The sequence below is a fragment of the Blastococcus atacamensis genome, from assembly GCF_002938425.1.
GTDB classification, from domain to species: Bacteria; Actinomycetota; Actinomycetes; order Mycobacteriales; family Geodermatophilaceae; genus Blastococcus; species Blastococcus atacamensis.
Genome location: NZ_POQU01000127.1, coordinates 1 through 6,027, shown reverse-complemented (window position 1 = coordinate 6,027; position 6,027 = coordinate 1). Strand labels below are relative to the sequence as shown.

At 74.9% G+C, this 6,027-nt stretch carries 10 protein-coding genes; 4 read left to right on the top strand and 6 right to left on the bottom strand.

Annotation, left to right across the window (positions count from 1 at the left end):
• Positions 1-137 precede the first annotated feature (137 nt).
• Together C5508_RS18630 and C5508_RS18625 are read left to right on the top strand one after the other, a co-directional pair.
• The gene (locus C5508_RS18630) at positions 138-650 is read left to right on the top strand and encodes a hypothetical protein (protein WP_104526409.1); all 513 of its coding nucleotides are present in this window, start codon (positions 138-140) and stop codon (positions 648-650) included.
• A 117-nt stretch (positions 651-767) separates the two neighbouring features.
• The gene (locus tag C5508_RS18625; RefSeq protein WP_104526408.1) at positions 768-995 is read left to right on the top strand and encodes a hypothetical protein; all 228 of its coding nucleotides are present in this window, start codon (positions 768-770) and stop codon (positions 993-995) included.
• 43 nt (positions 996-1,038) lie between these two features.
• On the opposite strand, the gene C5508_RS18620 is transcribed toward C5508_RS18625, so the two are convergent.
• Both C5508_RS18620 and C5508_RS18615 read right to left on the bottom strand, forming a co-directional pair.
• The gene (locus tag C5508_RS18620; protein ID WP_104526407.1) at positions 1,039-1,368 is read right to left on the bottom strand and encodes a hypothetical protein; all 330 of its coding nucleotides are present in this window, start codon (positions 1,366-1,368) and stop codon (positions 1,039-1,041) included.
• A 48-nt stretch (positions 1,369-1,416) separates the two neighbouring features.
• Complete coding sequence (locus C5508_RS18615) at positions 1,417-2,184, bottom strand: endonuclease/exonuclease/phosphatase family protein (RefSeq protein ID WP_104526406.1); 768 nt, start codon at positions 2,182-2,184, stop codon at positions 1,417-1,419.
• Positions 2,185-2,262: 78 nt separating this feature from the next.
• On the opposite strand from C5508_RS18615, the gene C5508_RS18610 reads away from it, so the two are divergent.
• Complete coding sequence (locus C5508_RS18610) at positions 2,263-2,829, top strand: nucleotidyltransferase family protein (protein WP_104526405.1); 567 nt, start codon at positions 2,263-2,265, stop codon at positions 2,827-2,829.
• Here the strand turns inward: C5508_RS18610 and C5508_RS18605 are convergent.
• Positions 2,822-3,136, bottom strand: a complete 315-nt coding sequence (locus C5508_RS18605) for a DUF202 domain-containing protein (protein ID WP_104526404.1) — start codon at positions 3,134-3,136, stop codon at positions 2,822-2,824. The genes C5508_RS18610 and C5508_RS18605 overlap by 8 nt on opposite strands.
• Positions 3,133-3,492, bottom strand: a complete 360-nt coding sequence (locus C5508_RS18600) for a YidH family protein (RefSeq protein ID WP_104526403.1) — start codon at positions 3,490-3,492, stop codon at positions 3,133-3,135. The genes C5508_RS18605 and C5508_RS18600 overlap by 4 nt, the downstream gene beginning before the upstream one ends.
• A gap of 138 nt (positions 3,493-3,630) precedes the next feature.
• Between C5508_RS18600 and C5508_RS20805 the strand changes: the two genes are divergently transcribed.
• Positions 3,631-4,023, top strand: a complete 393-nt coding sequence (locus C5508_RS20805) for a cold-shock protein (protein ID WP_104526402.1) — start codon at positions 3,631-3,633, stop codon at positions 4,021-4,023.
• 2 nt (positions 4,024-4,025) lie between these two features.
• Here the strand turns inward: C5508_RS20805 and C5508_RS18590 are convergent, their stop codons facing one another.
• Both C5508_RS18590 and C5508_RS18585 read right to left on the bottom strand, forming a co-directional pair.
• Positions 4,026-4,475: a DUF2771 domain-containing protein gene (locus tag C5508_RS18590; protein ID WP_232797293.1), complete on the bottom strand. Its 450-nt coding sequence runs from the start codon at positions 4,473-4,475 to the stop codon at positions 4,026-4,028.
• On the bottom strand, positions 4,472-5,917 hold the full coding sequence (locus C5508_RS18585) for an MFS transporter (RefSeq protein WP_232797292.1): 1,446 nt from the start codon (positions 5,915-5,917) through the stop codon (positions 4,472-4,474). Before C5508_RS18585 ends, C5508_RS18590 begins: the two co-directional genes overlap by 4 nt.
• Between the last annotated feature and the right edge of the window lie 110 nt (positions 5,918-6,027).

Below are 6,027 nucleotides of genomic sequence, written 5' to 3'. Positions count from 1 at the left end.
GACGGGCCGCCAGCAACGCGCTCAGCTGCTCGTCGCTGCGGGTGCGCAGCCAGGCGGCGAGCGTCGCAGGGGCTTCCGTGGACATCCGCTCCACGCTACGTCGTGGTCCCCGCCGACGCTGCTGCCAGCATGGAGGGATGCACCCCGCGAGTGAGGACCCGGCCACGCGGACCGCCCTGGCCGCCCACCAGGTGGGTGCGCTGCGCTGGCTCGGCGGCGGGGTCATCGCCGTCGTCCTGGGCGTCCTGCTCGGCGTCGCGGCGGTCGCGGTGGCCGACGGCGGGGGCGCGCGGCCGCCCGGGGCGGGCGTCGGCGTCCTCGCGCTCGTGGTGGGCGGATCGGCTGCTGTCGTCGTGGGGGCCGGTGCCCTGCTCCGCACCCGTCGCTGGCGGCAGGGGCTGTCGGCCACCTCCTGGCGCACCGGGACGTTGCGGGTGGCCGGTCCAGCGATCCTCTCCTTCGAGCCCTACGGCGGCGAGGACGAGGTGCACCTGCAGCTGCTGAGCACGGCCGTCTGGCGGACGCGGGCGGTGCAGGCGCTCGACGGCGCCACCGTGCGGGCCGCCCCGGTGGGCGAGGGCCGGTGGGTGCTGACCACCGAGGACGCGACCACCGTCTACGGCGCGCGCTCGGTTCCTCGCGGCCGCTGAGCGGCATCCCGCCTCCTCCGCACGGGGCGGTGGCGTGCGGAGGCCGGTGCCGACGCGCGAAGATGGGGGGACGACAGCGCACCGCACGGTGCGCACGGCACAGCACACGGAGGCGTCATGGCCAAGCGCAACGAGAAGCACGCGCACCTGGTGGAGCCCACCTGGGGCGAGTCCGAGGACGGCGGCCCGCCGCTGACCGAGCTCTCGGCGTCGGTGGCCGGCTCCCTGTCGCCCTTCGGCCAGGACCACAGCTTCCCGCTGCCGGCCGAGCGCATCCGCTACGCCCACCCGACGGACAAGCCGAACCGGGCCGGCGTGCAGCTCGCGGAGAACCGCAAGCGCTGAGAGCAGTCGTCGCCGGCGGTCCGCAGGGACCGCCGGCGGCCCCTCAGGCGTCGGCCTTCTTGCCCGACGACGCCGGGGCGAGCCGGACGATGAGCTTGGAGAGCAGGCTCCCCACCACGACCCAGATCAGCGCGGCCAGACCGGCGTTGATCGCCTCGGCGATCTTCGGGTCCGACGGCGTGAACAGGTCCTTGGTGAACCAGCCGAACGAGTCGCGCCAGCTCGCGGCGAACTCCACCAGCCCGTTGGCCGGGTTGGCCTCGAACAGCACGAACAGCGCGTGGACCACGATCACCGCGGCGATCACCGCGCACACCACCCGGACGATGGTGGCGACGAGCGACAGGATCCGGGCTGTTCCGCTGCTGGCCATGCCGGAATGATGGCGTGGACGGCTCCGCGGCGCGACCCGTCCGGCCGCTCAGCCGGGCTCGACCGTCACGGCCAGCGCCCGGTGGTCGGACAGGGGCAGGCGCACCGCCTCGGCGGGACCCGCGGCCCGCAGCCCGCCGCGCACCAGCACGTGGTCCAGCTGCCGCGTCGGCCGCGGCGCGGGAAACGTGGCGGCCGACGCGATGGACTCCATCCCGCTGTGCCGGACGGCCGCCTTCCGCTGCATGTTCAGGTCGCCCATGAGCACCAGCGGCTCCCTGGTGCCCTCCAGTGAGCGCACCAGTGTGCGCAGCTGCCGGCCGTTCCAGCGGGGGACGAAGGTCAGGTGGGTGTTGCAGACCGTGAACTGCCCGAACGGCCCGTCGAGCACTGCCGCGACGGCGACGCGGGGCTCGTCGTGGAGCAGGAAGAGGCGGCGGTTGTCCGGCGACCACAGGGGCACCCGGGCGTTCAGCGGGGCCAGGCGCACCACCCGCCAGGAGACGACGGGGTAGCGGGACAGCAGCGAGATCCCGTAGCTGGCCGAGCCCGGCTGCTCCTCCCCGGTGGCCGCCATCCAGGTGCCGCCCGGGGTTCCGGAGATGGCCGCGACGAACTGGGAGTGCTCGGCGCCCATCGCCTCGGCGGCGACGGCGGTGAGGTCCGCGCCCATCGACCGCGGCTGGTCGCGGTCGACCTCCTGCAGGCCCAGCACGTCGGCGTCGAGGCTCGTCACGGCCGCGGCCAGCCGGTCGACGTCGACCCGCCCGTCCTCGGGCGAACGTCCGTGCAGGATGTTGAAGGTCGCGATGCGCACGGGCTCCCTGTGCCCCGCCGGCTCCCGGATCTACCCACACCGCGCGTGCCGACGGGATCACCGGGTAGCGAGGCCTCCGTGCAGCCATCTCCCCGCGACCAGGTGCGCGACCTGCTCAAGCGCACCGCCGTGGCGCTGAAGCAGGGGGAGGTGCCCTTCGCCCTCTGCGGTGGCTACGCCGCCTGGGTGCGCGGCGCCCCCGAGCCCGACCACGACGCCGACTTCCTCGTGCCCGCGGCGGAGGCGGAGCGTGCCGCCAAGGCGCTGGCCGACGCCGGGCTGGAGGTCGTCGACCCGGCCGAGGACTGGCTGCTCAAGGTGGTGCGCGACGACGTCTTCGTCGACGTGCTGTGGCGCACCTGCGGGCGACCCGCGGAGCTGGACCTGGTCGAGCGGGCGGAGGTGCTGCCGGTCCTCTCGGTGCACATGCCGGTGCTGGACCCGACCGACATCCTCGTCACCAAGCTGATGGCCCTCGACGAGCACTACTGCGACTTCTCCCGGACGCTGCCGGTTGCGCGGGCGCTGCGGGAGCAGGTGGACTGGGCGCACGTCGCCCGCGAGGTGGCCGGCAACGACTTCGCCGTCGTCTTCCTGCAGCTGCTCGCCCGCTTGGAGATCGTGCCGGCGGCGCAGCTCAGCTGAGCACGATCGAGACGGCCGCGGCGGCCGCCGTGAGCAGCACCGCGACCGTGACGGCCCGCGCTGCCCACGGGTCGCGGACCGCCCCGCCGTGCCCGACGCGCAGCCGCACCTGGCGGTAGCGCCGCGGCGCGAGGGCGCCCAGCACCGCCAGCCCGAGCAGCGCGGTGGCCCCGGCGACGAGGAGCAGCGCCGGCCGCCCGGTGTGCAGCGCCCGGTGCCCGAGCAGCCCGGCGACCGCCAGCACGCCCAGGCCGGTGCGCTGCCAGGCCAGCGCGGTGCGCTCCGGCTGGGTCTCGACGGCGGTCACCGCTGCAGCACCTCGACCCCGACGAGGACCCCGACGACCACCACCACCGCGGCGACCGCGGCGGCGACCGCGGGCACGGTCCGGCTCGCCGGCAGCGGCCGGCCGGCCTCGATCGCGCCCTCGTTGGCCCGCCACCGCCGGTAGCCCGCGAGCGCGGTCAGCAGCCCGATGGCGACCAGGGACAGCGCGACCGCGGCGCTGCCCCACCGGACGCCCAGGTCCGGGGCGTAGGTCGCCACCGCGACCCCGCCGGCGACGAGGGCCAGGCCGGTGCGCAGCCAGGCCAGCAGGGTGCGCTCGTTGGCCAGCGTGAACCGGTAGTCGGGGTGGTCGGGGGCGTCCGGGGGAACGGGCACCGGGCCAGGGTAGGAGTGCCTGGGAAAAGGCAGGTCCGGGCCGTCACCCCGGGCGGCTAACCTGTGCACCGGGGGGCTCGGAGCCCCCGCGTCGTTCCCCGGCCGCAGGCCGCGTCACCGAGAACTGAGGGATCCACCGTGCCCACCGGCAGAGTGAAGTGGTTCAACGCGGAGAAGGGCTTCGGCTTCCTCTCCCGTGAGGACGGGCCCGACGTCTTCGTGCACAAGGACGCGCTCCCGGCCGGCACGGACCTCAAGCCCGGTCAGCGGGTGGAGTTCGGCATCGTCGCCGGGCGCCGGGGCGACCAGGCGCTGCAGGTGCGGCTGCTCGACCCGCTGCCGTCGGTCTCGGCCTCGGTCGCGGCGGCCAACCGGAAGAAGCCCGACGAGCTGGTCCCGATCATCGAGGACCTGATCAAGCTGCTGGACGACGTCTCCGAGGGGCTGCGCCACGGCCGGCACCCCGAGCGTGGCCACGCCCGCAAGGTCGCCACCGTGCTGCGCGCCGTCGCGGGCGACCTGGAGGGCTGAGCTCAGCCGCCGGCGCGGAGGAACCCGACCGGCCAGGCGCCGGTCCACTCCCCGCAGTCGCCGCCCTTGTCCTCGATCACCACGAGGTAGAAGGCCGGCGGGACGACGTCGGAGGAATTGATCTCGGTGAACGTCTCGGTGCCCTCGGGCACGTCGACCTCGCCGAGCACCTGCTGCAGCTGCTCGTCGAAGACCTGGACCTGCCAGCCGCGTTCGGCGACGGACCCGGGCACGGTGAGGGAGATGGTGGTGTCGGGGGAGACCTCGACGATCGGCGGCGTGACCTCGTAGCGCTGCCTGTCGCCGTCCAGGCAGAACTGCGTGGGCCGGGCCGTGACGTCCTGGCTGCCGGCCTGCGCGCGCACCTCGCCGGGTGCGTCCGGCTCGCCGGCGCACCCGGCCGGGGAGCCGGCGAGACCGAGGACGAGCAGGGCGGACGCGGGTCTTCTCACGACCACGACGGTCCCACCGGCGTCGTCGGCGGCTCCGGGGACCCCGCCGCGGGCGCGGTCGCACGGCCGCGGTGCAGGGTCCACAGCACCAGTCCGACGGCGACGGCGAGCAGCGCGGCCGCGACCGTGAAGCCCAGCCAGCCGGTCGGGGGGAGGGCGATGCCGAGCGCCCCCCCGACCACCCACGCCAGCTGCAGCATCGTCTCCGAGCGCGCGAAGGCCGAGGCGCGCAGCCGGTCGGGCACCTCCCGCTGGATGATCGCGTCGAGCGAGACCTTGCCGATGGCGTTGGCGACGGCGGAGATCCCGGCGACCAGCACGGCCATCCAGAAGCTGTAGAGCACGGCGGCGAGCACGGTCACCACGGCGGCCGCGGTGGCGGCGTGGAACACCAGCCGGTCCGGTGCGGCGGCGTGCAGCCGCGAGCCCACCGCCGTGCCCGCGAAGCTGCCCACGCCCGCGGCGGCGGCCAGCGCGCCCAGGGCGAGGGTCGCCTCCCAGCCGTCGGCGAAGGTCGCCTGCACGAGGAACGCCGAGAAGATGGTGAGGAAACCGCCCAGGCCGCGCAGCGCCGCGTTCGCGCGCAGCGCGAGGACGACGTGCGGGCTCACCTGCCGACGCCTGCCGGGGACCCGGATCTCGGCGGTGCTGAGGACGTCGGCCGGCTCCTCGCCGGTCGGCACGTCCACGTGGCGGGGCAGCCGGACGGCGAGCACCGCGCCGGCGACGAACACCGCGGCCGTGGCCCACAGCTCCCAGTCGAAACCGACGGTCGCGGCGATCCCTGCGGCCAGCGCCCCGCCGACGCCGGCGGTCGCCAGCCCGAACACCGAGAGACGGGCGTTGGCCGAGGTCAGCGACATCGCGCCGGGCAGGACCCGGGGGACCACCGCGGCCCGCAGCACGTTGTGCGCCTTGGACAGCACCAGCACGCCGAGCGCCGCCGGGTAGAGCCAGAGGTCGTCGAAGTGCGCCGCCATCACCAGCGCCAGCACGGCGCGCCCGATGTGGCAGGCGGCGATCGCCCACCGGCGGCCGCGCTGCAGCCGGTCCAGCGCCGGGCCGATCACCGGTGCTACGACGGCGAAGGGCGCCATCGTCACCAGCAGGTACAGGGCGACGTTGCCGCGCTGTGCGTCGGTGGTCGCGGCGAAGAACAACGTGCCGGCCAGCGACACGGCGATCATCGCGTCGCCGGCCATGTGCAGGGCGTTGACCCAGAGCAACTGGGTGAGGCCGCTCTCGCCGGCACCGTCGGCGCGGCTGGCTGCCCGCACCCGCCGGGCCGCGGCGACGGTCAGCTGCCGGCTGCGGGCGGCCGCCACCCGCGTGACGGTGACCTTCGGCCCGCCCGGCGGAGGAGGCGCCGGGGGAGGACCGGGCGTCGGGATCGTCGTCGTGGGCCGGTCGTCACCCGGGGGCTGGGCCGCCGCGGTGGGCATCGGCTGTCTATTATACCCCTCTGAAGGTGCCGACGAAAGGGAGCGTGAGAATACTGTAGGGTGCAGCATCAATATAAAAAAAAAGATAGAGAGAACACAGCAGAAGCTCA

What these genes read in the sequence shown, in the direction of transcription:
- C5508_RS18630 (WP_104526409.1), top strand. Translation starts at nt 138, where the DNA reads ATGCACCCCGCGAGTGAGGACCCGGCCACGCGGACCGCCCTGGCCGCC.
- C5508_RS18620 (WP_104526407.1), bottom strand. Translation starts at nt 1,368, where the DNA reads ATGGCCAGCAGCGGAACAGCCCGGATCCTGTCGCTCGTCGCCACCATC.
- C5508_RS18585 (WP_232797292.1), bottom strand. Translation starts at nt 5,917, where the DNA reads ATGCCCACCGCGGCGGCCCAGCCCCCGGGTGACGACCGGCCCACGACG.
- C5508_RS18625 (WP_104526408.1), top strand. Translation starts at nt 768, where the DNA reads ATGGCCAAGCGCAACGAGAAGCACGCGCACCTGGTGGAGCCCACCTGG.